This is a genomic window from Amycolatopsis sp. cg9, from assembly GCF_041346945.1.
Classification (GTDB): Bacteria; Actinomycetota; Actinomycetes; order Mycobacteriales; family Pseudonocardiaceae; genus Amycolatopsis.
The window spans coordinates 6,396,986-6,422,139 of the sequence record NZ_CP166850.1 but is presented as its reverse complement, the minus strand read 5'-3'; the positions used below and the strand labels follow the sequence as shown (position 1 = coordinate 6,422,139).

Below are 25,154 nucleotides of genomic sequence, written 5' to 3'. Positions count from 1 at the left end.
CGACAGAGGCTAACTCCGGTTGAAAGCCTGGTTAACGAGCTGCTCTTCCCAGATAGGGAAGTACGTACTAATGTAGTGCTTCACTATGAACGACGTAACTGACAGCGTGTTCGACCGGGACGCGGACGGTCACCTGTTCTCCCCCGACGTCCGCACGGCGCTGACCGGGTTCGCCGTCGACGGCGACACCGCCGCGCTGGAAGCGGCGGCCGCCGTCCGCTCGGCCGCGCGCAGCCTCGACCAGCTGCGTTCCCGGGGCACCGACAGCCGCGGCCTCAGCCCGGGCGCGCTCGACATCCTCATCCGCCTCGCCGGCCGCGAAGCCGGCACCAACGTCAAGGACCTGGCCGCGTCCGCCGGGGTCAGCTCGCGCAACGTCACCGGCCTCGTCGACACCCTGGAACGCGCGGGCCTCGCCGCGCGGGTCCCCGACCCCCGCGACCGCCGGTCGGTGCTGGTCCGGATCACCCCGGACGGCCGGACGTGGCTCGAGGACTTCCGGCGCCCGTCCCAGGCGGCGATGGCCGCCGTGTTCCGCGGCTTCACCGCCGAGGAGGCGGCGGTGCTCCGGCACCTCTGCCTGCGCCTCGTCGAAAACCAGCAGCACCTCGCCCGCTACCTGGAGGACCGATGACCGACCCGACCCGCGAGGCCGTGCAGGCCTACCACCGGGCGCGCTTCGACGGCGACGTGACCGCCGCGGCGGCCCGGCTCGCGGACACCTTCTCCTTCGAGAGCCCGCTGATCAGCGAGCTCTACGGCGAGTCGGAGGCCACGCTCGTTTACGACGTGCACACCGCGACCCCGGTGGGCGTCCAGCGCACGGCCGAGCACTTCCGGCTGCGGGACGGGAAGATCGAAGCGATCACGCTGATCTTCGACGCGACGCGCTGGCACCCGGTCATGGCGGCGGCGCGGTAGCGGCGGTGCCCGTCCGCCTGCCCGGGTTGCGGAGACCACGAGCTGAGCTCGAACACGGACGGGGCACCGCCGCGATCGGCATACCCGGCTTCGCGGACGGCAAACTTCAGCCGGCGCGCAAGGCGTACCGGCGTTCCGCGTAGGCGAGGTCGTCGCGCCACAGCCGCGCGGCCGTGCGGCGCATCAGCGGGCGGATCGCCGGCGACAGCTTCGCCGCCACCGCGAACCCCGGTCGCCCGGACGCCGCGATGGTCGCTTCGACGACCGCGGTCCGGGGCTTGCCGTCCGGGCCGGGGCCGAGCGGGGTCGCGTGCGTTTCCACCACGCTGCCGAGGCCTTCGCCCTCGACGATCCGCATCACGACCGTGCGCGGTTCCGGGCAGGTGAACTCGGCCAGCACCGGCACCCCCCAGCGGCCGGCCAGCCGGAACGTCACTTCGACGAGGAAGCGGTCCGGGCCGTCGGCCCCGTCCGGCGTTTCGAGCACCCGCAGCCTGCTGAACGAGTAGGGGTGGAACCAGGCACCGTGCCAGGGGTCGAGCCGGTTCGCGACGACGTCTTCCGGTTCGCACGTCCCGGTCAGCGTCGCCACGGCGTCGATGCTCGGGCCGCCGGCCGGCCGGGCCGGCACCACCGGCTCGGCGGTCGGCGGTTCCCCGCCGAGCGCGTCGAGGCGCGCCCAGACGAGCACGCCGTCGTCGTACGCCGGAACGGGTGACCAGGTTCCGCAGCGCGTGCCGTCGAGCCGGAGGCCGTGCCAGCGGCAGACGAGCCCGCCGCGGTCGACCCGGGCGTCGGCCAGCGGCGCGCCCAGGTGCGGGCACGCGCCGGGGCCGATCCGGACTTCGCCGTCTTCGCCGCGCCACGCGACCAGTTCGCGGCCCCCGACGGTGCCGCCGAACGGCCGGTCGGCGCGGACCGACCGGCTGGCCCCGAGGACGAACCAGTTCCCGGACGGCCGGGCGGCGGCGCGTTTCCCCGCGGCTTCGATCAGCGCGGGCGCGCACTCGCGGTACGTCGGTTCCTGTTTCGCCCACGCGGGCTCGTTGAACAGCTGGATGGGCCATCGCCGGACGTTCACCGGCCCATCGTCGCCGATCCGCATCGCACCCGCAACGCAACGACGAGCGGATTACCCGCGTTTATGCGAGTCTGTTCGGGGTATGCGGCGGCACGCATCGACTTTGCAGCGAATCGCGGAAGGAGACCGGATGGCGGCGATCCCCGCGACCGGCGCCACCGGGACGACGGCGTGGCTGGCCGCGCTGCGCCGGCGGTGCGCGACGGACGTCCACGCCTTCGTCACCGAGCGGGTGCGCGAGCACTTCACCGGCCGGGCGGCGGACACCCCCGCCGTCGCCGCGCTGCCGGAGTTCGTCACCGGCGGGAAGTTCCTCCGCCCGATGTTCGCCTACACGGGCTGGCGCTGCGGCGGCCCGGAAAGCGCGGCCGCCCTGCGTGCCGCCGCCAGCCTCGAGCTGCTGCACTGCTTCGCGCTGGTCCAAGACGACGTCATGGACGGCTCGGCGCGGCGGCGCGGGAACCCGGCGATGCACATCCGCTTCGCCCGCTGGCACGAAAGCCAGGGCCTCGGCGGGCCGGCGGACCGGTTCGGGGAGTCGGCCGCGGTGCTGATGGGCGACCTCTACCTCGTCTGGTCCGGGCAGCTGCTGCACGAAAGCGGTCTCGACGCCGGCGCGCTGGCCCGCGGGCGGGTGGTCTACGACCGGCTGCGGTCCGAACTGGCCGTCGGGCAGCTCGGGGACCTGGTGAACGACGCCCGCGCGCTGCCGTCCTGGGCCGACGTCCTCGACGTCGTCCGCCGCAAGTCCGGCAACTACACCGTCCGCCGCCCGCTCGAATTCGGCGCGGCGCTGGCCGGCTGCGGGGACGGTGTCCTCGCCGCGCTCGGCACGTACGGCGGGCTGCTCGGGGAAGCGTTCCAGTTCCGCGACGACCTGCTGGGCGTGTTCGGCGACCCGGCGGTCACCGGGAAACCCGCGGGCGACGACCTGCGCGAGCGCAAGGCGTCCAGCGTGGTGGTGCTCGCCGCGGAGCTGGCCGGCCGAGGGCAGCGCGCCGAACTCGACGGCCTGCTCGCCCTCGACGTCGTCGACGGCGCGGCCGTCGGGCGCTGGCGGGACCTGATCACCGCGACCGGCGCGCGCGACCAGCTGGAGAAGCTCATCGACGAGCGCGTCCGCCGCGCGCTCGAAGCGATCGACCTGGTGGACCTGCCCGAGCAGCCGGCCGCCGCGCTGACGGTGCTCGCGCGCCACTGCACCGAGCGGGTCCGATGAGGACGGTCGCCGGGCCGACCGGCCGGGTCGTGGTCGTCGGCGCGGGACTGGCCGGGCTGTCCGCCGCGCTGCACCTGGCCGGCCGCGGCCGGGAGGTCGTCGTGGTGGAACGCGACGACGGCCCGGGCGGCCGCGCGGGCCGGCTCGAGACCGGCGGCTACCACCTCGACACCGGCCCGACCGTGCTGACCATGCCGTCGATCCTCGCGGACGCGTTCGCCGCGGCCGGCGCCGACCTGGCCTCCGAGCTGCGGCTGACGCGGCTCGACCCGGCCTACACCGCGCGCTTCGCCGACGGGTCCGTGCTGCCGGTGCACACCGGCGCCGAGCGGATGACCGACGCGGTCCGGGACTTCGCCGGCCCGGCCGAGGCCGCCGGGTACCGCCGGCTCCGCGCCTGGCTCACCCGGCTGTACGCGGCGGAGTTCGACCGGTTCGTCGGCAGCAACATCGACTCCCCGCTCGGCCTGGTCTCCCGCGACCTCGCCCGGCTCGTGGCGCTCGGCGGGTTCCGGCGCCTGGACCGCAAGATCGGCACCTTCCTGCGCGACGAGCGCCTCAAGCGCGTCTTCACCTTCCAGGCGCTGTACGCCGGCGAGTCGCCGATGCGGGCGCTCGCGCTGTACGCGGTGATCTCCTACATGGACACCGTCGGCGGGGTCTACTTCCCCCAGGGCGGGATGGCCGCGGTGCCGCGGGCGATGGCGCGGGTCGCGGCGGCGGCCGGCGTGGAGTTCCGGTTCGGCGCGGCGGTGACCGCGCTCGAACGCCGGGGCGCCCGGGTCACCGCCGTCCGCACGGCCGGGGAGCGGATCCCCTGCGACACCGTGGTGCTGACCACCGAACCGCACGAGAGCTACCGGCTGCTGGGCCGGGCCCCGCGCCGCCCGGTCCCGCTGCGCCCGGCGCCGTCGGCGCTGGTGCTGCACGTGGGCGGCCCCGGTTACTGGCCGGTGGGGCACCACACGATTTCGTTCGGCAACGGCTGGGCGTCGACGTTCCGCGAGCTGATCACCGAGGGCAGCCGGATGAGCGACCCGTCGCTGCTGATCACCCGCCCGACGGCGACCGATCCCGGCCTCGCCCCGCCCGGGCGCGAGCTGTTCTCGATCCTGGCGCCGGTCCCGAACCTGCAGCGCGGCCCCGAAGACTGGGACACCGAAGCCGAGCCGTACGCGAAGGAAATCCTGGACCGGGTCCGCGCCGGCCTGCTGCCCGGGTTCGAGCCGGAGGCGTGGCACGTCCTGAGCCCGGCCGACTGGGCGCGGCGCGGGATGGTCGCGGGCACGCCGTTCAGCTACGCGCACTCGTTCGTCCAAACGGGACCGTTCCGGCCCCGGAACCTCCCGCCGGGCACGGAAAACGTCGTCCTCGCGGGTGGCGGTACCGTGCCCGGCGTCGGTGTCCCCACGGTCCTGCTCTCCGGCCGGCTCGCCGCCGGCCGGATCACCGGGGAAGGAGCGCGATGACCCGCCGGGAACTCGACGCCGCCGGCATCACCGGCGCCCGGCTGCGGCTGGCCTACCAGCGGTGCCGGGAGCTCAACGCCCGCCACGGGCGGACCTACTTCCTCGCCACCCGCCTGCTCTCGCCCGCGCAGCGCCCCGCCGTCCACGCGCTCTACGGGTTCGCGCGCTGGGTCGACGACGTGGTCGACGAACCGCCGGCCGGCGCCACCCCGGAGTCGATCGCCGCCGCGCTGCGCGCCACCGAAGACCGCTTCCTCGGCGAACTTTCCGCCGGGCACAGCGAAGACCCGCTGCGCGCGGCCGTGATCGACACCGCGACCCGGTACGCCATCGACGAAGCGCACTTCCGCGCGTTCTTCGCCTCGATGCGGATGGACCTCACCGTCACCGGCTACCCGACCCGGGCCGCCCTCGACGAGTACGTGCACGGCTCGGCCGAGGTCATCGGGCTGCAGGTGCTGCCGGTGCTCGGCACCGTCGTCCCCCGCGCGGAGGCCGCCCCGCGCGCCGCCGCCCTCGGGAAGGCCTTCCAGCTGACCAACTTCCTGCGCGACGTCGCCGAGGACCTCGACCGCGGCCGGGTCTACCTGCCCGCCGACGAACTGGCCGCGGACGGCGTCGACCGCGACCGGCTCCGCTGGTGCGCCCGCACCCGCGGGGTCGACCCGCCGGTCCGCCGCGCGCTCGCCGCCCAGGTCGAGCGCACCCGCCGGGTCTACGCCGAAGCGGAGCCGGGCATCGCCATGCTGCACCCGGCGTCGCGCCCGTGCGTCGGGACGGCGTTCGTCCTCTACGGCGGCATCCTCGACCGCATAGAAGCCGCCGGGTACAACGTCTTCGCGGGCCGCGCCCGGGTGCCGAAGCACCGGCGGCTGATCGCCGCCTGCGACGCGCTCGTCCGCGCGCAGTGGGCCCGGCGGCGGGCGGTGGCCTGACGTGGGCCGCGCGGAATACCTGCTCGTCCTCCTGGCCTGCGTGGTGGTCACGCTGCCGCTGGAGCTGGCGGGTTCGCGGGTCTACCGCCGGCCGGCCCGGCTGGCCCGCGCGGTGCTCCCGGTGGCCGCGATCTTCCTGGTCTGGGACGCCGCGGCCATCGCGGCCGGCGTCTGGGACTTCGACCCGGCGTTCGTCTCCGGCGTGCGCGCGCCGTTCGGGATCCCGCTGGAAGAGGTCCTGTTCTTCGTCGTGATCCCGGTCTGCGGGGTGCTGACCTACGAAGCGGTCGGCCTGACCGGGCAGCTGCTGCGGCGGCTGACGCGGGCCCGGGCCGGCCGGCGGAAGGTGCGCGGCTGATGCCGTGGGGCTACACCGTTCCCGCCGTCGCCGCCGTGCTCGCGGTCGTCGCGGCGGAGCTTCTCGCGCTGCGCACCGGGTTGTTCCGGCGGCCCGCCTACTGGGTCACGATGGCGATCGTGGTGGCCTTCCAGATCCCGGTGGACGGCTGGCTGACCAAGCTCTCGGCACCGATCGTGCGGTACTCCCCCGGCGGGATCACCGGCTGGCGGTTCCCCTGGGACATCCCCGTGGAGGACTTCCTCTTCGGCTACGCCCTCGTCACCGCGGTCCTGCTCCTGTGGGAGCGCGGGAAGTCGCGAAAGGACAGTGCATGAAAGGCAACGGCCTGCCCCGCGCCGAGGTGCCGGCGGCGTTCGACGCGGGCGCCGCGTCCTACGACCGGCTCGTCGGGCTGAACCCCGGCTACCACCGCGACCTCCGCATCTCGGCGCGCCGCCTGCTCGACGGCGGCTCCGCGCAGCGGGTCCTCGACGCCGGGTGCGGCACCGGCGCGTCCACCGCGGCCCTGCTCGCCACCGCCCCGGCCGCGCGCGTCACCGCGATCGACGCCTCCGCCTCGATGCTCGCCCGCGCGCGGGCGAAGACCTGGCCGTCCACAGTGGACTTCCGGCACGTCCCGGTCGAGGAGCTGTCCGCCGCCGACGGCCCGTTCGACGCGATCCTCGCCGCGTACCTGCTGCGCAACGTCGCCGACCCCGACGCCACCCTGCGCACCCTGCGCGGGCGGCTCCGGCCCGGCGGGGTGCTCGCGCTGCACGAGTACTCGGTGCGCGACTCCCGCCGCTCGCGCGCGGTGTGGAACGCGGTGTGCGGCGCGATCGTCATCCCGGCCGGCCGGCTCGCCACCGGGGACGCCACGCTCTACCGGCACCTGCGCCGCAGCGTGCTGGCCTTCGACGGCGTCGGCGACCTCTGCGCGCGGCTCACCGCCGCGGGCTTCACCGACGTCCGCACCGGCACGATGCCGGGCTGGCACCGCGGGATCGTCCACACGGTACTGGGCACCGCGGCGTGAGGCGCGACGCCGGTGTCACCGGCCGCGACCGGCGGGCCGAGACCCTCCCCGCGCCCGCCGGGCTCCCCGACGCGGGGCGGCTGGGCCGCCGCCCGCGCACCGCCGTCGTCGGGGGCGGGATCGCCGGGCTCACCGCGGCGACCGGCCTGGCCGAACGCGGTGTCGAGGTCACCCTGTTCGAGCGCGAAGCCCACCTGGGCGGCCGCGCCGGCGGCTGGGCGGACCGGCTCACCGACGGCACCCCGGTGACGATGAGCCGCGGCTTCCACGCGTTCTTCCGCCAGTACTACAACCTGCGCGCGCTCCTGGCCCGCACCGACCCGGGCCTGGACCGGCTCACCCCGGTCCCCGACTACCCGCTGATCGACCCGCACGGGCGCACCGACACCTTCGCCGGGCTGCCGCGGACGCCGCCGGTCAACGCGCTCGCGTTCGCGCTGCGCAGCCCGACGTTCCGCGCCCGCGACCTGCTGCGCCTGGACGGGCGGCGGGCGCTGCCACTGGCGACGGTCAGCGTTCCGCGGGTCTACCACCAGCTCGACCACCTCGACGCGGCGTCGTTCCTGGCGGCGATCAACTTCCCGGCCGCGGCGCGGCACCTGGCGTTCGAAGTGTTCTCGCGCAGCTTCTTCGCCGACCCCGGCGAGCTTTCGGCCGCCGAGCTCGCCACCATGTTCCACCTGTACTTCCTCGGGTCGGCCGAAGGCCTGCTCTTCGACGTCCCGGCCGAGCCGTTCCCGCAGGCGCTGTGGGACCCGCTCGCCGGTCACCTCGCCGAGCGGCGGGCGGATCTCCGCCGCGGCACCGAGGTGGCCGCGATCCGGCGGGACGGCGCCGGGTTCGCGATCGACGGGGAGCGCTTCGACGCCGTCGTGCTCGCCTGCGACGTCCCGGGGCTGCGCCGGATCGTCGCCGCTTCGCCCGGCCTCGGCACGCCGTCGTGGCGGGCCGCGGTCGAAGACCTCCGCACGGCCCCGCCGTTCGTCGTCCGGCGACTGTGGCTCGACCGGCCCGTCGACGCGGCCCGCCCGGCGTTCCTCGGCACCGGCGGGCTGCCGCCGCTGGACAACATCAGCGTCCTGGACCGCTACGAGGGCGAGGCCCGCCGCTGGGCCCGGCGCACCGGCGGCTCCGTGGTGGAGCTGCACGCCTACGCGGCCGGCCGCGAAGACGTCAGCCGGGCGCTGGACGACCGGCTGCACCGGCTCTACCCCGAGACCGCGGCGGCCCGGGTGCTGGGCGAGATCACGCTGGTGCGGCAGGACTGCCCGCTGTTCCCGGTCGGCGGGTTCGCCCGCCGGCCGCCGGTGCGCACCCCGGAACCCGGGCTGGTCCTGGCGGGCGACGCGATCCGCGTCGACCTCCCGGTGGCCCTGATGGAACGCGCGGCGACGACCGGCTGGGCGGCGGCGAACGAGCTCCTCGGCGGCTGGGGCCTGGCCGGCCACCCGCTGCGCACGGTGCCCAACCGCGGCCGCCTGCCGCTGCTGGACCGGCTCGCGGCCCGGCCGGTCAGCGCCGCGAAACCTGGTAGTGCGCGATGAGCCAGGCGCCGCCGGCGCGGCGGAGCACGACGCCGAGGGTGACCGGCAGCACCGGCCGGTCGGTGAAGCCGAAGTCGACGCTCACGTAGCCCAGCACCACGTCCTCGGCGAGCCGCCGGGTCTCCAGGACCCGGTAGTCCGCCGTCAGGCCCGGCGGCTGCGCGGCGTAGTACTCGGCGACGCCCGCGCGCCCGACGCTGTAGGGGTGCAGGCCCTGGAAAACGGCGTCTTCGGTGAAAGACTCCGCGACCCGGGCCGGCTCGTGCGCGTCGACCGCGGACTTCCACTCGTCCAGGACGCCGGTGAGGACGTCCGCTTCGGCGGTCATCAGTGGCCCGCGCTCTGGCCGCCGTCGACGTGCAGGATCTCGCCGGTGACGAACGGCGCGCCCTCCAGGTAGGCGACCGCGCCGACGACGTCGGCGATGTCGCCCATGCGCCCGACCGGGTGCAGCGCCGCCAGGAACTCGTGGGTTCCGGCGGGGTGCATCGGCGTGCGGATGACGCCGGGCGACACGGCGTTCACGCGGATCCCGCGCGTCGCGTACTCGATCGCCAGCGCCTTCGTGACGGCGTTGAGGCCGCCCTTCGTCAGCGACGCCAGCGCCGAGGGCACCGAGCTGTTGGCGTGGTCGGTGAGGCTGGTGGTGACGTTGACGACGTGCCCGCCGCCGTTCTCGAGCATGGCGGCGACGGCCCGCTGGGTGACGTCGAAGAAGCCGCGCAGGTTGACGCCGGTGACCGTGTCGAAGTCGGCGCCGGTGTAGTCGGTGAACGGCTTCGCCACGAACAGGCCGGCGTTGTTGACCAGGGTGTCGACCCGGCCGAACGTGGCCAGCGCCTGCTCGATGACGCGGGCGCCGACGGCGGGATCGGCGATGTCGCCCGGGACGGCGAGGATTTCGGCGTCCCCCGGCGGGGTGATGGACCGCGAATTCGCGAGGACGGCGTAACCGAGCTTGCGGTACGCCTCGACCAGCGCCGCGCCGATGCCCTGCGAAGCGCCGGTGACGACCGCGACCTTCCGGGTGCTCATGACTGTGGACCTCCTGGGTTTTCGTCCTGAGCCGATGGTGGGCCCGTGCTCCGGGGGTCCGCCACGACCGGTTCGCTCTCAGCTGGGAGGCGCCCGCTCCCACCGCACTAAACTGCCGGGATGGAGCTACGCCAGCTTCGGTACTTCGTGGCCGTCGCCACGGAACTGAACTTCGGCCGGGCCGCGGAGCGGCTGCACATCGCGGGACCGTCGCTGTCCCAGCAGATCAAGGCGCTGGAACGGGACCTGGGCGTCCGCCTCTTCGACCGCGACCGCCGTTCGGTGTCGCTCACCGGCTGTGGGGAGGCGCTGCTGCCCCGGATCCGCGCGCTGCTGGAGCAGGCGGACGACCTGCGCCGCTCGGCGGCGGGCTTCGCCGCGACCGAACCGGTGCGGCTCGGGTACGTCAACTGGCGCCCCGCCGATCTGCTCGACCGCGTGGCGGGCGTGGCGCAGCTGCACGTCGACACGTGGGTGCTGCCCTCGCACGCCCAGCTGCGCCGCGTCGCCGACGGCAGCATCGACCTGGCCATCGGCTGGGCCCGCGCGGCCGACCTGGCCGAGCACGACCTCGAAGGGCACCTGATCGGCGCGGACCGCCTGCACGCGATCGGTACCGGCACCGCCCCGGTCCGCGCGGCGGACACGGTCGTGCTGGTGGACGCGGACACGGCGAGCTGGGCGTCCTGGAACGCCTTCGCCGAGGAGTTCGCCGCCGCCGTGGGCGCGAAGGTCGTTCGCACCCACGACGGCGGCATCACCGGCCCGGCGTTCTTCGACCACGTCCGCAAGCTCGGCCGCCCGGTCCTGAACTCGCCCAAGGGCCAGACGGCTCCGGTCCCGCCGGACCTCGCGCGGCGCCCGGTGGTGGACCCGGCGCCGTTCTGGACGTGGTCCCTGGTGTCCCGCCGGGACGAGAGCAGCGCGGCGGTCCGCGGCGTGCTCGCGGCGCTGACGCGGGACGTCGGTTCACTCGGGCTGGACACCGGGAACGGGTGGCTGCCCGCGGACGACCCGCACGCGAGCGCGGATTAACAGGCCGTCCCGTTCACCGTGAACGCCGCCGGGTTCGCGTTGCTCCCGCTGTAGCTCCCGTTGAACCCGATCGCCACCGACCGGCCCGGGGCCACCGAGCCGTTCCACGGCAAGGCCGTGGCGGTCACGTCCGCGCCCGACTGCGCCCACGTCGCCGACCAGCCCTGCGTCACCTTCTGGGTGCCGGGGAAGGAAAACTTCAGCGTCCACGCCGGCCACGCCGTGGTGCCGGTGTTGGTCAGGTTCACCGTCGCCGTGAAGCCGCCGTTCCAGGTGTTCGCCGAGTAGGTGACCGCGCAGCCGCCCGCCGCGGGCGTCGTGAACCGCGCCGCGGGCGAATCCGGCGAGCTCAGGCCGGTTCCGTTGCGCGCCACGACGACCACGCTGTAGGCGGTCGACGGGGTCAGCCCGGTCAGCGTCGCGGTCGTCCCGGCGACGGTGGCGAGCACCGTGCGGGCCGGGCCGCTCACGCTGACGACGTCGTAGCCCGCGACGCCGCTTTCCGGGTCGGCCGCCGCCGGCCAGGTCAGCGTCGCGCCGGTGGCCGAGACCGCGGACACGGCGGGCGCGCCCGGTGCGGTCGGGGCCGTGGTGTCCGCGCCGGACGGGGACTTCTCCGCCGTCCAGCCGGCCAGCCAGGCCAGCGCCGAGTTCCAGTTGATCGCGACCTCGTTCACCGAGTACGCCTGGATGTCGTCGACGAAGCAGCGCTGGGGCGCGCAGCCGGCGAGCAGGCGGGCCGCGGTCGGGTCCTGCAGACCGCTGTTCGGCCCGCCGGACAGCGCGCCGGGCGGGGCGGTCGGCAGCGCCGCGTCCAGCTGGTGCGCCCAGAACCGGTGGTGCACGTTGCGCACCGGCTGGTCGCCGTGGCCGGCGACGTAGGAGTAGTTCGCGGGGTTGCGGCCCAGCAGGTAGTCCATGGCCGCGAACGCGCCGTCGCGGTACTTGTCCTGCTTGGTGAAGTCGTACGCCAGAGCGAGCACGACGCCGTTGTTGGCGACCAGGCCGTTGGATCCCCATTCGTACGTGCCGTCGGCGGTGCGGTACGGCGCCGGGTACCCCATGGTGCCGATCTGCGCCAGGTGGCTGTCGGCGGTCGTGGTGATCGCCGTCTTGATCGCCGTGACGTCCGCCGCGGGCAGGTCGGTGGGCACCAGGGCCAGGGTGATGTCGCCGAGCGCGCCCGTCGAAGCCCAGTCGAAGCCGTGGGCGGAGAAACTGGCGCCGCGGTAGAGCGCGGAGCCGGTGACGTCGCCGCGGTAGGCGCTCTTCCCCGTGGTGGCGAACAACTCCGCGGCCGCCCAGTAGAACTCGTCGGTCACGGTGGTGTCGCTGTAGGTGCCGCCGCCGGTGCCGTCGTTCGGGTCGGCGAGCTTGCCCGGGTTGGCTTTCGCCGCCGCGTAGGCCTTTTCGGCCGCGGCGAGCAGCTTCGCCGAGTACGCCGGGTCGAGGGTCCGCCACAACCGGGAGGCCTGCGCCGCGACCGCCGCCGTGTTGAGCGTGGCGGCCGTGCTCGGCGGCGACAGCCGGCGCGGCTGGCTGTCCTGGTCGGGCCGCGTCGGCAGGGACGTCCACTGCGCGTCGTGGATCTTGTGGTGCACCATGCCCGCGTCCGGCTGGCCGTCCGGGACCTGCATTGCGAGCAGGAAGTCGACTTCCCAGCGGGCTTCGTCCAGGATGTCGGGCACGCCGTTGGCGCGCTCGGGGATGGCGAGCTTGCCATCGCCCAGCGCGCTCGCGTCGCCCACGCGCAGCGCCCGCTCGTACTCGTCGAGCAGCTGCCACGCGGCGATCCCGCCGTTGACGACGTACTTGCCGTGGTCGCCCGCGTCGTACCAGCCGCCGCGGACGTCGAGGGTGTAGCCGCAGTTCAGGTCCGCGCGGCAGGGAACGCGGTCGTCGCCCTGGTTCGGTGCCACGTTGACGTGTCCCGCCGGTCGCGCGTAGGCGGCACCGGCGTACTGGGCGTCGATCGCGATCCCGCTGCGCTGGTGGTAGAAGAACGCCAGCGAGTCGTAGCGCAGCTGCTTCAGCCCGTCCGCGGCGATGGCGAACGGGAAGCTGGTTTCCGCGCCGACGGTCAGGGTGTAGCCGCTGCCCTGGGTTTCGTAGGCGGAGAAGTCGATCTCGTGCACCTTCTCGCCGGAGGCGGCGTCCGCACCGCGCGGCCGGGTCTGCCCGGTGGCGACCGCGGCGCCGGCCGAGTTCTTCAGCGTCCACGTCAGCGGGCTGGTCGCGTCGCTGATCACGGTGGCCCGCTTGGGCAGGCCGGGGACGTAGCTCTCCTGGTTCACCCGGATGCCGCTGGTCGGCGGGAGGCCGCCGGGCGGGACGACACCGCCGATGAGCGAAATGTTGTCCAGGCACACGGTGTTGTCCGCGGCCTGGCCGCCGAACCAGAACGCCAGCTGCCCGTTCCCGGCGTTCGGGAAGTCCAAAGTGGACGTGAAGGTGACGGTGAAGTGCTGCTTCGCGGGCGTGACCGTCAGATCGGTGCGCGAGATCTGCCGGTAGGGTGAAACGGCTTCCCCGGCGACGGCGGAGATCTGCTGGGTGGTCGTCGCGTGCGCGTCGAACGCCAGGGTGTAGGGCTGCCCGGCTTCGAAGGGCACGCCGTTCTGGCCGGACAGCGCGTCGTAGCCGTTGGCCGTGCCCCCGGTGACGGCGGTGCAGAACTCCCCGCCGGTGACCCGGGCGGTCGTTCCCGAACCGGCCCACCAGGGATCGGCGCTGCCGCTGTCGAAGGTGCCGTTGAGCAGCCGCTCGTAGTCCGCGGCGGACGCGGGCACGGCGCCCGCCGTCAGCCCCAGCACCGCGGCGGCCAGTACGGCCAGCGTTTTCCTCGCCCGCATTCGCCCTCTCCTCGTCGTCGAGTTTGGGAGCGCTCCCAGTCGGAGGACTGTAACCACCGCGGCACACCCTTGGCAATCACCCGGCGACCGACCGCGACGGCGCCAGTTCGAAAATTGATCACGGTCACCCCCTTTGCCTCGCGGTTCCGCTGTGGTTTCATCGGATTCGATTCATGCTGAGAGCGCTCCCACACCATCGACGGGAGCACTACCCACGACGAAGTGGAGACGGCACGATGAAACTCAAGCACGCCCTTTCCGCGGTCCTGCTGACCGCGGCCGGGCTGGCGGCACCGCTCGCCGCCGCCCCGGCCGCGCACGCGGACACACTGATCTGCGACCAGTACGGCTCGACGACGATCGGCGGCCGGTACGTCGTCATGAACAACCGCTGGGGCAGCAGCGCGACGCAGTGCATCAACGTCACCGGCAGCGGGTTCCGCATCCAGACCCAGCAGGGGTCCACCAGCGGCGGCGCGCCGCTGTCCTACCCGGCCGTCTACGCGGGCTGCCACTACGGCAACTGCTCCCCCGGCACGAACCTGCCCCGCCAGCTCAGCCGGATCGGCAGCGCGCCGTCGTCGATCTCCTACACCTACGTCGGCGGGTCGGTCTTCGACGCCTCCTACGACATCTGGATGGACCCGACCGCGAAGACGAACGGCGTCAACCAGATGGAGCTGATGATCTGGTTCAACCACACCGGGAACGTGCAGCCCGTCGGCGGGAAGGTCGGCACCACCAGCATCGGCGGGCGGGGCTGGGACGTCTGGCAGGGCAACAACGGCGGCAACGACGTGGTGTCCTACGTGGCGCAGTCCGCGATCTCGGGCTGGTCGTTCAACGTCCTGGACTTCGTCAACGACGTCGACGCGCGCACCCGCGTCGACCGCTCCTGGTACCTGACCAGCATCCAGGCCGGTTTCGAGCCGTGGAGCGGCGGTGTCGGCCTCGCCGTCAACTCCTTCTCGGCCGCGGTCAACTAGTGAACCGGGTCTGCCGACCCCTCCCGGGCGGCAGACCCGGCCCACCGGGTGGCTCAGCCGCAGCCGGCCACCGCCGGCGTTCCGGACCCCGAGGCCTGGAAGCCGAACTCCGTGTACTGGCCGGCTCCGACGTGGCCGTTGTAGCTCACGTTCGACCACCGGTCACCGCTGCGCTGGACGTTCCAGGAGTTGGTCACCGCCGCGCCCGAGGGCAGGGTGAGCGTGACCGTCCACGCGCTGAGGTCCGCCGAGCCCGCGGTGACCCGGACGGTCGCCACGAAGCCGCCGTTCCACGCGTTCAGCGAAACCGCCGCGGAACACGTACCCGGCTGCGGCGTGCTCGTCGTGGTCGTCGGTGTCGTGGGCGTGGTCGGCGTCGTCGGGGTGGTGGTCGGCGTGCCCGGCGCCGCGTTGAGCGCGTCCAGGACGCCGGTGTACGCGGCCTTCTTGGTCCCGTTCCCGTCGAACAGCAGCGGGTTTTCGCCCGAGCGCCAGGAATCGGTGTCGCGGATGCCCCACGTGGTGATCCCGGCGCACCGCGGGACGTTCAGGCACGCGCGCGTGGTGGCGGCGTACGCGCTCGACGACGCCTGCGCGATGTCCAGCTCGGTCAGCTGCACGTCCACGCCGAGCGCGGCGAAGTTCGCCAGCGTCGTCTGGAAGCTGCTCGGCGGGCCGCCGCTGCCGAAGTGGGCCTGGAAGCCGACGCAGTCGATCGGCACGCCGCGGGACTTGAAGTCCTGCACCATCCGGTAGACGCCCTGGGTCTTGGCGGCCGACCAGTCTTCGATGTTGTAGTCGTTGTAGCAGAGTTTGGCGCCGGAATCGGCCGCACGGGCGGTCCGGAAGGCGACCTCGATCCAGTCGTTGCCGGTGCGCTGCAGGTTGGAGTCGCGGCGGCCGCCGGAACCGCCGTCGGCGAAGGCTTCGTTCACCACGTCCCAGGCGTAGATCTTGCCGCTGTAGTGGCCCGCGACCTGGGTGATGTGGTTGAGCAGCGCCTGCCGCAGCGCGCTGCCCTCCATGCCCTGCATCCAGCCGGGTTGCTGCTGGTGCCAGGCGAGGGTGTGCCCGCGCATCCGCATGCCCGCGCCGAGCGCGTGGGTGACGATCCGGTCGGCGCTGGTGTAGCTGAACTGACCTTGCGCCGGCTCGGTCGCGTCCATCTTCATCTCGTTTTCGGGCGTCACCATGCTGAACTCGCGGTCCAAAATGGACACGTAGGTGCTGTCGGAGAGCTTCGAAGCGGCGACGGCGGCGCCGAAGTAGCGCCCGCTCTGCGCGGCGGACGCGCCGAGCGTGGTCGCCGCGCTGGCGGTGTTCGCGGTGAGCAGCGTGGCGCCCACCGCGGCCACCGAAGCGGTCGCCGCGAGCGCGGCGCGAAGTGCGGAAAGTTTCATGGTCGGACACTTTCGAGGTTCGGGTGCTCCGGACGTGCTCGATCGACCGGCCCGGCCCCACAGGTACCGCCGCGTACCCCTGAGAGCGCTCCCAGACCGGCGCGCAGACACACGGTAGCCAGCCGGACCGGCTCAGTCAATGGCCGGACCGGTCACCCCGCCACGGTCACCGGCGCCCGGTTCGGCTCGCCTTCCGGAACTCGCGGTTGAGGGCCGAGATGCTCGCGAACGGGATCCCCTTCGGGCACGAAGCCACGCACTCCCCCGTGTTGGTGCAGCCGCCGAAGCCCTCCGCGTCCATCGCGTCGACCATGTCGAGGACCCGCTGCGCGCGTTCCGGCTGTCCTTGCGGCAGCAGCGAAAGGTGCGTCACCTTGGCCGCGGTGAAGAGGGTGGCCGAGCCGTTGGGGCAGGCCGCCACGCAGGCGCCGCAGCCGATGCAGGTCGCGTTGTCGAAGGCCAGGTCCGCGTCCGGCTTGGGGACCGGGGTCGCGTGGGCGTCGGGCGCGCTGCCGGTGGGGGCGCTGACGTAGCCGCCCGCCTGGACGATCCGGTCGAGCGCCGAGCGGTCCACGACCAGGTCCTTGATCACCGGGAAGCCCTTGGCGCGCCACGGTTCCACGTCGATCACGTCGCCGTCGGCGAACGAACGCAGGTGCAGCTGGCACGACGTCGTGCGCTCGGGCCCGTGGGCCTGCCCGTTGATCACGACGCCGCAGGAGCCGCAGATGCCTTCGCGGCAGTCGTGGTCGAACGCGACCGGTTCTTCGCCGGCGGCGATCAGTTCCTGGTTGAGCACGTCGAGCAGCTCGAGGAAGGACATGTCCGGGCTGAGGCCGTCGACCGGGTAGGAAACCAGCCTGCCCTCGGCCGCCGGGCCGGCCTGCCGCCAGATGCGGACGGTGAGTTTCACGTGTAGCTCCGCTGGGTCGGGTGGACGTGGTCGAAGACGAGTTCCTCGCGGTGCAGCACGGGTTTCTCGCCGTACTCCCACGCGGCGACGTAGGCGAAGTTCTCGTCGTCGCGCCGGGCTTCGCCGTCCGGGGTCTGGTGTTCTTCGCGGAAGTGGCCGCCGCAGGACTCTTCGCGGGCGAGCGCGTCGACGAGCAGGAGCTCGGCCAGCTCGAGGAAGTCGGCCACCCGGTTCGCCTTCTCCAGCTCCTGGTTGAGTTCCGCGCCGCGGCCGGGGATCCGGACGTCCCGCCAGAACTCGGCGCGCAGCTCCGGCACCCGCTCCAGTGCCTTGCGCAGGCCTTCGCGGGTGCGGGACATCCCGCAGTGGTCCCACATCAGCACGCCGAGCTCGCGGTGGAACGAGTCGACCGACCGCGTGCCCTTGATCGCCAGCAGCCGCTCGATCCGGGCGCGCACCTCGGCTTCCACCGGCGCGGCGGCCTCCGGGCGGACGTCGTCGAGCCGGGTCGAGCCGAGGTAGTCGTTCACCGTGGCGGGCAGCACGAAGTAGCCGTCGGCGAGGCCCTGCATGAGCGCCGACGCGCCGAGCCGGTTGGCGCCGTGGTCGGAGAAGTTCGCCTCCCCGATCACGAACAGCCCGGGGATCGTGCTCTGCAGGTCGTAGTCCACCCAGAGCCCGCCCATCGTGTAGTGGATGGCCGGGTAGATCCGCATCGGCACGGTGTACGGGTCTTCCGCCGTGATGCGCTGGTACATGTCGAAGAGGTTGCCGTAGCGGGCTTCGATCGCCGGGCGGCCGAGGCGCGCGATCGCGTCGGCGAAGTCCAGGTAGACGCCGAGGCCGCCGGGGCCGACGCCGAACCCGGCGTCGCAGACGTTCTTCGCCGCCCGCGAAGCGATGTCCCGCGGCACGAGGTTGCCGAAGCTCGGGTACAGCCGCTCGAGGTAGTAGTCGCGTTCGCTTTCCGGGATCTCCGCCGGCGGCCGGCTGTCGCCCTGTTGCTTCGGCACCCAGATGCGGCCGTCGTTGCGCAGCGACTCGCTCATCAGCGTCAGCTTCGACTGGTGCTCGCCCGAGCGCGGGATGCACGTCGGGTGGATCTGGGTGAAGCACGGGTTCGCGAAGTACGCGCCGCGCTTGTGCGCCCGCCAGATCGCGGTGGCGTTGGACCCCTTCGCGTTGGTGGACAGGTAGAAGACGTTGCCGTAGCCGCCGGTCGCGAGCACGACGGCGTCCGCGAGGTGCGTTTCGATCTCCCCGGTGACGAGGTCCCGCGCGATGATGCCGCGGGCCCGGCCGTCGACGACGACCAGGTCGAGCATCTCGGTCCGCGCGTGCAGCTCGACGTTCCCGGCGTCGATCTGCCGCGACAGCGCCTGGTAGGCGCCGATCAGCAGCTGCTGCCCGGTCTGGCCGCGCGCGTAGAACGTGCGCTGCACCTGCACCCCGCCGAACGAGCGCGTGTCGAGCAGGCCGCCGTACTCGCGCGCGAACGGTACGCCCTGGGCCACGGCCTGGTCGATGATCTGCGCGGAGACCTGCGCGAGCCGGTACACATTGGACTCCCGGGACCGGAAGTCGCCGCCCTTCACCGTGTCGTGGAACAGCCGGTACACGGAGTCGCCGTCGTTGCGGTAGTTCTTCGCGGCGTTGATGCCGCCCTGCGCCGCGACCGAGTGCGCGCGCCGCGGCGAGTCCTGGAAGCAGAACTGCACGACGTGGTAGCCCTGCTCGGCGAGCGTCGCGCCCGCCGAACCACCGGCCAGCCCGGTGCCCACCACGATCACGCGGTGCTTGCGCCGGTTCGCCGGGTTGACCAGCTTCGCCGCGAACTTCCGCTCGTCCCAGCGGTTTTCGAGCGGAACGCGGGGCGCCTTGGTGTCGGCGATCGGATCGCCGGTCAGGTGGTCGGGCATCAGTGCACCAGTCCCGTCATGATCGCGACCGGGACGAGGGCGTAGCCGCCCGCGACCACGACCGCCGTCGTGCTGCCGAGGAGCTTGATCGCCCGCTCCCGCCGGGCACTGGCGACGCCCAGCGTCCGCGCGGCGCTGGCGAAGCCGTGGTGGATGTGCAGGCCGAGCATCGCGAGCGCGACCAGGTAGATCAGGTTCACCCACCAGACCTGGAAGTCCGCGACGAGGTTGTGGTACGGATCGCCGGGCACGAAGTCCCGGTTCACCGCGCCCACGGTGAAGTCGAGGATGTGCCAGACGACGAACAGCGCGAGCGTGGCACCGCCCCACCGCATGGTGCGCACCGCGAAGGTGGCCCGCACCGGCCGCCGGTGGACGTAGCGCACCGGCCGCGCGCGCAGGTCGCGCCGGGCCAGCTGCACCGCCGCGGTGACGTGCAGGACCAGCGCGGCGAGCAGGACCGCGCGCTGGATCCAGAGGAACCACTCGTAGCGCAGCACCGGCTCGCCGATCGTGCGCAGCCAGTGGGCGTAGTGGTTGAGGTCGCCGGCGCCGAGGAAGGTCTTGAGGTTGCCGACCATGTGCGCGAACACGAACGCGAGCAGCAGCGCGCCGCTCACCGCCATGACGATCTTCTTGCCGATCGTCGAGGCCCAGAAGTCCCGGACGGGCCGCCGGGTTGCGAGGTCGTTCACCACCCGCTCGACGTTAGGTCGGCGTCGTTGAGAGGTCAAAGACATGAAAACTCTGCTCTTCATAGCCAGCGGCTATCATGGGGTGGTGCAGTTCCAGCAGCTCGCCTACTTCGTGGCCGTCGCCGAACAGCGGCACTTCACCCGCGCCGCCGAACAGGTGCGCGTCGCCCAGCCCTCGCTGTCGCAGCAGATCCGCGCGCTCGAACACGACCTGGGCGCGCCGCTGTTCCACCGGATCCGCGGCAACGTCACGCTCACCGAAGCGGGCGAAACCCTGCTGCCGATCGCGCGCCGCATCCTCGCCGAGACCGAAACCGCCCACCGGGCCATCCGCGAACTGGACGAGCTCGACCGCGGCCGCGTCCGGCTGGGCGCGCCACCGAGCCTGTGCACGGGCCTGCTCCCCGCGATGCTGGCCGCGTTCCGCCGCCGCTACCCGGGCATCCAGCTGGAACTGCACGAAAGCGGCTCGGGTGACCTGCGCGAGCGCCTGTCCGAAGGCGCGCTGGACCTGGCCCTGCTGGCGAGCGCCCCGGCGGACCCGCACCTGGCCGCGACCCCGTTGCTGCTGGAGGAACTGGTGGTCGTGTCCCCGCCGGACGCCCCGATCGCCCACGCGGGCCCGCGCCTCGGCATCCGCGAACTGGCCGAGGTCCCGCTGGTGATGTTCCGCCGCGGCTACGACGTCCGCGAAGCGACGGTGAACGCCTGCCGCACCGCGGGTTTCGAACCGTCGTTCGCGATCGAGGGCGGCGAAATGGACGCGGTCCTGGAACTCGTCCGCGCGGGCCTGGGCGCGGCGGTGGTCCCGAGCACGGTGGCGGGCGACCGGTTCTTGATGACGCGGTTCGCCCCGGAGGCGGGGATGACGCGGGTGGTGCAGCTCGCGGTCCGCCGGGAGGTGGACCCGACCCGGGCGGTGCGCGCCCTGCGCGACGCGATCGTCGGCTTCGTCGCGGACCGGAAGCGCCTCCCGGTCGGCCTCGTGTCGCTTGTGGACGGACACTGACCCCGCCGGCACCCCGTTGCGCCGTCCAGGTGGACCGTCGCGGAACCCGTTACATCGGGTGCCCGCGCCGCGCCTCTGGTGGCGTGACCGAAGAGTCCCCGCCGGAGAGCGCCCACCACGTCCGCCACGCCGTCGTCTGGATCGGCGGCCTGGCGGCCCTGGTCCAGATCTCCGTGTTCACCTTCCCCGTGGCCGTCGCCTCGTGGCGGCAGGAGCCCTGGGTCCGGGAACTGCTCGCGAACCACTTCCCCGCCATCGTCGGCCTGCCTTCGGCGGCCTTGGCCTCGTTCCTGATCATCGCCGCCTTCGAAGCGCGCTTCGACCGGATCAAGATGCGGCTGGGCACGTTCGTCGAGTTCACCGGCGCCGCCGGCCCGATCGTGCTGTGGATACTGTGCTTCACGGCGATGTCCATGGGCATCAAACTGGTCTGGTGAGCTGCCGGTGGCGGCCCGGGGTCGTCCCGACGATCGCCGTGAACGCCGCGATGAAGCCGCTCGGGTTCGACCAGCCGCAGGCGTGGGCCACCCGGGTCGTGTCGTGGCCGTCCGCCAGCAGGACGAGCGCGTGGTGCACGCGCAGCTGGGTGCGCCACTCGTAGAACGTCATGCCGAGCTCGTCGCGGAACAGCCGGCTCAGCGTCCGGGCGCTCGCCCCGCTACGCCGGCCCAGCTCGGCGAGCGGCGTGGTGTCCGCCGGATCCTCGTACAGCACCCGCGCGACGGCCCGCAGCCGGTCGTCCCGGGGTTCCGGCAGCTGCAACGGCTGTTCCGGCGCTTCCCGGAGTTCCTCGACGAGCACCCGGCGCAGGCGGGCACTCGCCGCGCGGTCGTACTCGCGGGTGCCGGTCAGCGCGAGCAGGACCTCGCGGGCGAGGCCGGACGCGGCGAACACCGCCGGGTGCGCGGGAACGAGCCGGGCCAGGGACGCCGGCAGGAAGACGATCCGCATGTCGGTGTGACCGTGCGCCCGGTGGTGGTGGCCGAACCCGGCGGGGATCCACGCGACCCGGTTGGCGGGCACCACCGACGTCCCCCGCCCGGAGTGCACCGACAGCACCCCGCGAGCGGCGTACACCAGGTGCCCGCGGTCGTGGGTGTGCACCTGGCTGGCCGCCCCCGGAGCCCACAGGTGCGCCCCGCCGGACGGCCAGATCCGCGACTCGGGAGCTTGGCGGCCAATGGGCATGACTTGGCATCCTACCGGTGGCCGGCCAGCCCGGCCCGGCCCGAGAGTGGCGGACATGAAGATGAGAGCAGCGGTCTGCGTCCGGCCCGGCGGCCCGGACGTGCTGGAGGTCCGCGAGGTCCCGGTCCCGGTGGTCCGCCCCGGCTGGAGCCTGGTCCACGTCCGGGGCGCGGGCCTGAACCGGTCGGAGCTGAGGACCCGCCAGGGCCACTCCCCCACGGTGACGTTCCCGCGCGTGCTGGGGATCGAATGCGTCGGCGTCCTGGCCGAATCGACCGACCCCGCGCTCGCCGAGGGCACCACCGTCGCCGCGGTGATGGGCGAGCTGGGCAGGCGGTTCGACGGCGGCTACGCCGAGTACGCCCTGGTGCCGAACGCCCTGCTGATGCCCGTCGAGACGACGTTGCCGTGGCCGGTCCTGGCCGCGCTGCCCGAAACGTTCATGACCGCCCAGGGCGCCCTGGACACCCTGGACCTCGAGCCCGGCCACCGCCTGCTGATCCGCGGCGGCACGTCGTCGGTGGGCATGGCCGCCGCGTCACTCGCGGCCGCGCACGGCGTCGAGACCACCGCCACGACCCGCCGCCCGGCTAAAGCAGCGGCGTTGCCCACCGACCACACCCTGGTCGACGACGGCACCCCACTGGCGGCCGGCGTCCGCACGATCTGGCCCGAGGGCCCGGACCACGTCCTCGACCTGGTCGGCGCGACCACGGCCCTGGACTCCCTGAGCCTGGTCCGCCGCGGCGGCACCGTGTGCGTGGCCGGATCGCTCAGCGGCTGGGTGATCCCGGAGCTGGAGCCGATCGCGATGATCCCGTCCGGCACGAAGCTCACCGCCTTCCACAGTGACACCGTCAAGGGCAACGCGCCTGTCCTGCAACGAATCGTCGACGCGGTCGAAGCCGGGACCTGTCCGTCCCATCTGGACCGTGTTTTCGCCTTGGACGACATCGTCGCGGCCCACCGCGCCATGGAGGACGACGACGGCACTGGCAAGTTCGTCGTCCTCCCGTAGTCGGCAGGCTGCGAATGCCAGAGGCTGGTGGATGTTGTTGCGCCGGGGTTTTCGGCGTTTGTCCAGGAACCGTGGGGGCAGGAACTCGGGGTGGCCGTCGGTGGCGATGCGGACCTGCCACCCGGAACGGTGCAGCAGCCGGTGGTGGTGTCCGCAGAGCAGGACCAGGTTGGCCAGGTCGGTCGGGCCACCCTCGGCCCAGTGCCGGATGTGGTGACCTTGGCAGTGCCGGGGCGGGCGGTGACAGCCCGGGAACGCACAACCCCGGTCACGCAGGAACAGCGCCCGCCGCAAGCCGGGTGAGATCAGGCGGCGGGCCCGGCCGAGGTCGAGAGGTTCGCTGGTAGTGCCGAGGACGGACTGCAGGTCCGACAGGGAGACCGCGACCATGACGTGGGCGCGTTCCCCGGTCTGGGTCGGCAGCTCTGGGGAGTTGAGGGCCAGGTCCACCGCGTCGGAGAACGCGTCGCCGTAGCGTTCCTGCGGGGAACGCAGGTCGGGGCCGTCGTCGGCGTGTCGGCGTTCGGCCAGGGCGTCGAGCAGCGCGCTGGCGCGGGTGCCGGTCTCATCGTCGAAACGGCCGGACAACTCCCACATCCCGGTGCGTTTGCGGCGCAGCGACAACTCCCGGGCGGGGGTGGCGGGCTCGGGGCCGCCGGGGTCGAGGTGGGCCACGATCCGCGCGCCGAGCGCGGCGACTTGTCTTTGGCCGTTGTCGGCGGCGAAGGCCAGTAGGTCTGCTTCGGCGGTGTCGCGGTGCTCGGCCGGGATCCGGGTGAGAGCCTCGACGATCGTGTCGATCATCGGAGTGCTCAGCCGTCCGGTGAGGGCGGCGACACCGGTCGCGGGAGCGGCGTTGAGGGCGTGGGCTCGTACGACAGTCCGCACGGCGGCAGCGCGGAGGACATCGGCGAGGTGTTCGTAAAGCCGCGCGGTGGAGCGGTATCCGAACAGTTCCCGCACACCCCGCGACTCGATTTCCACGAGCACCGCACCCATCTCCGCCTCAGCAGACCGCACAACAGTGAGCAGCACACGGAGGCGGTCGGCCACCTGTTCATCACTCGATCAGGTGGCAATGATCGTCGCTACCCCAACCCGAACCGCCGAGCGAAAGCAGCCATCACCTCCCGCCGCCGCCCGGGCTCAGCACTGTCCGGACTGACCACCACCCGGGTAACCCCTTCCGCCGCAAGCACTTCGACGTCCTCCGGCGACATGTCGAGGGAACCCCACCGCGTGTACTCCAGCCGGTCCGGATCACGCCCGGCGGCGGCCGCCGTCGTCCGGGCGAGCGAAAACTGCCGGCGACGCTCCTCCGCCGTGAGCATCCCGCCGGGGAAGTACCCGTCCCCGCGCACCCCGGCCCGCCGTGCCGCGGCCGGGCTCGATCCGCCCACGTGGATCGGCAGCTCCGCCAACGGTTTCGGGTACACGCAGGCGTCGTCGAAGGAATAGAAATCCCCCTCGAAGCCGACCCCCGACTCGTCGCCCGCCCACAGCGCGCGCAGGACGTCGATCGCCTCGTCCGCCCGCCGCCCGCGGGTCGCGAAATCGACCCCGACCGCCCGGGCCTCGCCCGGCAGCGCGCCGACGCCCACCGTGAGCAGCCGCATGCGGCCGCCGGAAAGGACGTCGATCGTCGCCAGCCGCTTGGCGAGGGTCACCGGGTGGTGGTACGGCAGCAGCAGGACACCGGTGCCCAGCAGGATGCGGCGCGTCCCGGCGGCCACGAAGCTCAAGCACGCCAGCGGATCCGCGAACGGCAGCGACGGCGGCAGCGCCATCGCCCCGATCTTCGCGCCGGGGTGGAGCGCGACGTGCTCCGGCAGGTAGAAGGACTCGAACCCGAACTCCTCCGCGTCCCGGGCGAACCCCAGGAGCGTTTCCGGGTCGGCGCCGAAGAAGGGTGTGCTGTAACTGATCCCGAACTCCACGTCCGCGAAGGTAGACCTTGACGCGAACGGCAAGGCAAGGCTCAGCGCGCCCCCATCCCGGCGAGGCGGGTGAGGGCGGCGAAACCGTCGTCGGACCCGGGCCAGTGCACCCGGACGGCGTCGAGCCCGGCCCGCCGCACCACGCTCCGCAGCACAGCGGCGACGATGATGGCGTCGTCGGCGTAGCCGAGCACGGGGATGAAGTCCGGGACCAGGTCGATCGGCAGCGCGAGGTAGGCCAGCAGCAGGCCGAGCCGGATCCGCACCCCGCGGGGCAGGGTCTTGTCCGCGGCGAGCCGCCGCAGGAGCCGCAGCAGGTCCGGCAGCAGGCGGAGGGCTTCCGTGAGCAGCCCGCCCCGCGGCCGGACGGCCAGCAGCGCGACGATCAGGGCGAGCCAGGCGAGCACCAGCGCACCGGCGACGGCGATCAGCAGATCCCACCAGAACGAGCCCGTACCCACCGCACGATCGTACGGCGGCGCCACCGCGGAACACCGGGGCCGGGCGCCCGGTCACACCGGCATTCATCGATTCCGCAGCTGGGTCCCAGCGATCCTGTGCGTTGGACGCCGCACGCCGCCCGGCGAACACTCGGAGCATGCAGCATTCCGAAGCGGCCGAT

The 25,154-nt window shown here is 73.1% G+C and carries 25 protein-coding genes and 1 pseudogene; 14 read left to right on the top strand and 12 right to left on the bottom strand.

What is annotated here, in order from left to right:
- The first annotated feature begins 85 nt into the window (after nucleotides 1-85).
- Together AB5J73_RS29875 and AB5J73_RS29870 are read left to right on the top strand one after the other, a co-directional pair.
- Entirely contained in the window at nucleotides 86-634 is a 549-nt protein-coding gene (locus tag AB5J73_RS29875) for a MarR family winged helix-turn-helix transcriptional regulator (protein WP_370961998.1), read from the top strand.
- Entirely contained in the window at nucleotides 631-921 is a 291-nt protein-coding gene (locus AB5J73_RS29870) for a hypothetical protein (RefSeq protein ID WP_370961997.1), read from the top strand. Before AB5J73_RS29875 ends, AB5J73_RS29870 begins: the two co-directional genes overlap by 4 nt.
- Nucleotides 922-1,027: 106 nt before the next feature.
- On the opposite strand, the gene AB5J73_RS29865 is transcribed toward AB5J73_RS29870, so the two are convergent.
- On the bottom strand, nucleotides 1,028-2,002 hold the full coding sequence (locus AB5J73_RS29865) for a DUF5914 domain-containing protein (protein ID WP_370961996.1): 975 nt from the start codon (nucleotides 2,000-2,002) through the stop codon (nucleotides 1,028-1,030).
- 130 nt (nucleotides 2,003-2,132) lie between these two features.
- Between AB5J73_RS29865 and AB5J73_RS29860 the strand changes: the two genes are divergently transcribed.
- The 7 genes from AB5J73_RS29860 to AB5J73_RS29830 are packed head-to-tail and all read left to right on the top strand — an operon-like array spanning nucleotide 2,133 to nucleotide 8,545.
- Entirely contained in the window at nucleotides 2,133-3,221 is a 1,089-nt protein-coding gene (locus tag AB5J73_RS29860; protein ID WP_370961995.1) for a polyprenyl synthetase family protein, read from the top strand.
- Nucleotides 3,218-4,690 (top strand): phytoene desaturase family protein, encoded by a 1,473-nt coding sequence (gene crtI, locus AB5J73_RS29855; protein WP_370961994.1) that lies wholly within the window; start codon nucleotides 3,218-3,220, stop codon nucleotides 4,688-4,690. Before AB5J73_RS29860 ends, crtI begins: the two co-directional genes overlap by 4 nt.
- A complete protein-coding gene (locus AB5J73_RS29850; RefSeq protein ID WP_370961993.1) occupies nucleotides 4,687-5,625 on the top strand; it encodes a phytoene/squalene synthase family protein in 939 nt (312 codons plus the stop codon). The genes crtI and AB5J73_RS29850 overlap by 4 nt, the downstream gene beginning before the upstream one ends.
- A 1-nt stretch (nucleotide 5,626) precedes the next feature.
- On the top strand, nucleotides 5,627-5,983 hold the full coding sequence (locus tag AB5J73_RS29845; protein ID WP_370961992.1) for a lycopene cyclase domain-containing protein: 357 nt from the start codon (nucleotides 5,627-5,629) through the stop codon (nucleotides 5,981-5,983).
- On the top strand, nucleotides 5,983-6,300 hold the full coding sequence (locus AB5J73_RS29840) for a lycopene cyclase domain-containing protein (RefSeq protein WP_370961991.1): 318 nt from the start codon (nucleotides 5,983-5,985) through the stop codon (nucleotides 6,298-6,300). The genes AB5J73_RS29845 and AB5J73_RS29840 overlap by 1 nt, the downstream gene beginning before the upstream one ends.
- Nucleotides 6,297-7,001, top strand: coding sequence for a class I SAM-dependent methyltransferase (locus AB5J73_RS29835; protein WP_370961990.1), 705 nt, complete (start codon nucleotides 6,297-6,299; stop codon nucleotides 6,999-7,001). Before AB5J73_RS29840 ends, AB5J73_RS29835 begins: the two co-directional genes overlap by 4 nt.
- Nucleotides 6,998-8,545 (top strand): FAD-dependent oxidoreductase, encoded by a 1,548-nt coding sequence (locus AB5J73_RS29830; protein WP_370961989.1) that lies wholly within the window; start codon nucleotides 6,998-7,000, stop codon nucleotides 8,543-8,545. The genes AB5J73_RS29835 and AB5J73_RS29830 overlap by 4 nt, the downstream gene beginning before the upstream one ends.
- Here AB5J73_RS29830 and AB5J73_RS29825 read toward each other — a convergent pair.
- Both AB5J73_RS29825 and AB5J73_RS29820 read right to left on the bottom strand, forming a co-directional pair.
- A complete protein-coding gene (locus tag AB5J73_RS29825) occupies nucleotides 8,514-8,873 on the bottom strand; it encodes an SgcJ/EcaC family oxidoreductase (RefSeq protein WP_370961988.1) in 360 nt (119 codons plus the stop codon). The genes AB5J73_RS29830 and AB5J73_RS29825 overlap by 32 nt on opposite strands.
- Nucleotides 8,873-9,580: an SDR family NAD(P)-dependent oxidoreductase gene (locus AB5J73_RS29820; protein WP_370961987.1), complete on the bottom strand. Its 708-nt coding sequence runs from the start codon at nucleotides 9,578-9,580 to the stop codon at nucleotides 8,873-8,875. The genes AB5J73_RS29825 and AB5J73_RS29820 overlap by 1 nt, the downstream gene beginning before the upstream one ends.
- A 120-nt stretch (nucleotides 9,581-9,700) precedes the next feature.
- Here AB5J73_RS29820 and AB5J73_RS29815 point away from each other — a divergent pair, with 120 nt between their 5' ends.
- Nucleotides 9,701-10,615: a LysR family transcriptional regulator gene (locus AB5J73_RS29815; protein WP_370961986.1), complete on the top strand. Its 915-nt coding sequence runs from the start codon at nucleotides 9,701-9,703 to the stop codon at nucleotides 10,613-10,615.
- Here AB5J73_RS29815 and AB5J73_RS29810 read toward each other — a convergent pair.
- On the bottom strand, nucleotides 10,612-13,467 hold the full coding sequence (locus AB5J73_RS29810) for a glycoside hydrolase family 9 protein (protein ID WP_370961985.1): 2,856 nt from the start codon (nucleotides 13,465-13,467) through the stop codon (nucleotides 10,612-10,614). The two genes, AB5J73_RS29815 and AB5J73_RS29810, sit on opposite strands and share 4 nt — an antisense overlap.
- Nucleotides 13,468-13,703: 236 nt before the next feature.
- On the opposite strand from AB5J73_RS29810, the gene AB5J73_RS29805 reads away from it, so the two are divergent.
- Entirely contained in the window at nucleotides 13,704-14,453 is a 750-nt protein-coding gene (locus AB5J73_RS29805; RefSeq protein WP_370961984.1) for a glycoside hydrolase, read from the top strand.
- Nucleotides 14,454-14,506: 53 nt separating this feature from the next.
- Here the strand turns inward: AB5J73_RS29805 and AB5J73_RS29800 are convergent, their stop codons facing one another.
- From AB5J73_RS29800 to AB5J73_RS29785, 4 genes are all read right to left on the bottom strand, one after another.
- Entirely contained in the window at nucleotides 14,507-15,853 is a 1,347-nt protein-coding gene (locus AB5J73_RS29800) for an endo-1,4-beta-xylanase (RefSeq protein WP_370961983.1), read from the bottom strand.
- A gap of 166 nt (nucleotides 15,854-16,019) precedes the next feature.
- On the bottom strand, nucleotides 16,020-16,766 hold the full coding sequence (locus tag AB5J73_RS29795) for a succinate dehydrogenase/fumarate reductase iron-sulfur subunit (RefSeq protein WP_370961982.1): 747 nt from the start codon (nucleotides 16,764-16,766) through the stop codon (nucleotides 16,020-16,022).
- Complete coding sequence (locus tag AB5J73_RS29790; protein WP_370961981.1) at nucleotides 16,763-18,685, bottom strand: fumarate reductase/succinate dehydrogenase flavoprotein subunit; 1,923 nt, start codon at nucleotides 18,683-18,685, stop codon at nucleotides 16,763-16,765. The genes AB5J73_RS29795 and AB5J73_RS29790 overlap by 4 nt, the downstream gene beginning before the upstream one ends.
- Nucleotides 18,685-19,383 (bottom strand): succinate dehydrogenase cytochrome b subunit, encoded by a 699-nt coding sequence (locus tag AB5J73_RS29785; RefSeq protein WP_370961980.1) that lies wholly within the window; start codon nucleotides 19,381-19,383, stop codon nucleotides 18,685-18,687. The genes AB5J73_RS29790 and AB5J73_RS29785 overlap by 1 nt, the downstream gene beginning before the upstream one ends.
- An 82-nt stretch (nucleotides 19,384-19,465) precedes the next feature.
- Here AB5J73_RS29785 and AB5J73_RS29780 point away from each other — a divergent pair, with 82 nt between their 5' ends.
- Both AB5J73_RS29780 and AB5J73_RS29775 read left to right on the top strand, forming a co-directional pair.
- Nucleotides 19,466-20,389, top strand: coding sequence for a LysR family transcriptional regulator (locus AB5J73_RS29780; protein WP_370961979.1), 924 nt, complete (start codon nucleotides 19,466-19,468; stop codon nucleotides 20,387-20,389).
- Nucleotides 20,390-20,472: 83 nt separating this feature from the next.
- A complete protein-coding gene (locus AB5J73_RS29775; RefSeq protein ID WP_370961978.1) occupies nucleotides 20,473-20,826 on the top strand; it encodes a hypothetical protein in 354 nt (117 codons plus the stop codon).
- Here the strand turns inward: AB5J73_RS29775 and AB5J73_RS29770 are convergent.
- Nucleotides 20,810-21,577, bottom strand: a complete 768-nt coding sequence (locus AB5J73_RS29770; protein ID WP_370961977.1) for a helix-turn-helix transcriptional regulator — start codon at nucleotides 21,575-21,577, stop codon at nucleotides 20,810-20,812. The genes AB5J73_RS29775 and AB5J73_RS29770 overlap by 17 nt on opposite strands.
- Before the next feature lie 55 nt (nucleotides 21,578-21,632).
- Here AB5J73_RS29770 and AB5J73_RS29765 point away from each other — a divergent pair, with 55 nt between their 5' ends.
- Nucleotides 21,633-22,595, top strand: coding sequence for a zinc-binding dehydrogenase (locus AB5J73_RS29765; protein WP_370961976.1), 963 nt, complete (start codon nucleotides 21,633-21,635; stop codon nucleotides 22,593-22,595).
- Nucleotides 22,596-22,601: 6 nt separating this feature from the next.
- On the opposite strand, the pseudogene AB5J73_RS29760 reads toward AB5J73_RS29765, so the two are convergent.
- The 3 genes and pseudogenes from AB5J73_RS29760 to AB5J73_RS29750 form a co-directional block, all read right to left on the bottom strand.
- Nucleotides 22,602-23,648 (bottom strand): annotated as a pseudogene (locus AB5J73_RS29760) (DUF222 domain-containing protein); the annotation flags it as partial.
- A 35-nt stretch (nucleotides 23,649-23,683) separates the two neighbouring features.
- Entirely contained in the window at nucleotides 23,684-24,532 is an 849-nt protein-coding gene (locus AB5J73_RS29755; RefSeq protein WP_370961975.1) for a TIGR03619 family F420-dependent LLM class oxidoreductase, read from the bottom strand.
- 41 nt (nucleotides 24,533-24,573) lie between these two features.
- Nucleotides 24,574-24,993: a YkvA family protein gene (locus AB5J73_RS29750; protein WP_370961974.1), complete on the bottom strand. Its 420-nt coding sequence runs from the start codon at nucleotides 24,991-24,993 to the stop codon at nucleotides 24,574-24,576.
- Between the last annotated feature and the right edge of the window lie 161 nt (nucleotides 24,994-25,154).